This window comes from Polaromonas sp. P1_G2, from assembly GCF_056405515.1.
The window spans coordinates 1-379 of sequence record NZ_JBFUBY010001603.1; the positions used below are offsets into that span (position 1 = coordinate 1).

General features: G+C 63.9%; 2 protein-coding genes. Both read left to right on the plus strand.

Annotated features, from left to right (window positions below; translation table 11 throughout):
- A partial coding sequence (locus AC1D0P_RS31740; protein WP_477680357.1) for a fumarylacetoacetate hydrolase family protein occupies positions 1-188 on the plus strand: 188 nt, incomplete at its 5' end.
- Positions 188-379, plus strand: a 192-nt coding sequence (locus AC1D0P_RS31745; protein WP_477680358.1) for an alpha/beta fold hydrolase, incomplete at its 3' end; no start/stop codon positions are given. The genes AC1D0P_RS31740 and AC1D0P_RS31745, both read left to right, overlap by 1 nt.

The window sequence follows — 379 nt, forward strand, 5'->3', positions numbered from 1 at the left end:
TCCCGACCCTGGTCTCGACCATTTCACAGGGCATTACGCTTAATGCCGGCGACATTATCGCCACCGGCACGCCGGCCGGTGTCGGCATCGGCTTCAACCCACCAAAGTACCTCAAACCCGGCGATGTCGTGCGCGTCGAGATCGATGGCATCGGTGCGCTTGAAAACCGCTTCGCGGAGGCGGTGTAATGCCGAGCAAGACGGCGGGCGGCATCGTCTTCGACATTGCCGGTGATGGCGAACCGGTCGTGCTGGTGCATGGCCTCGGCGGTTCGTCCAACACCTGGCAGCCGCTGATGACGGCGCTGAGGAATTTTGCTGTCTACCGACCGGACCTGCCTGGTTCGGGCCGCTCAGCCGTGCCGGTGGAACCGCAGACC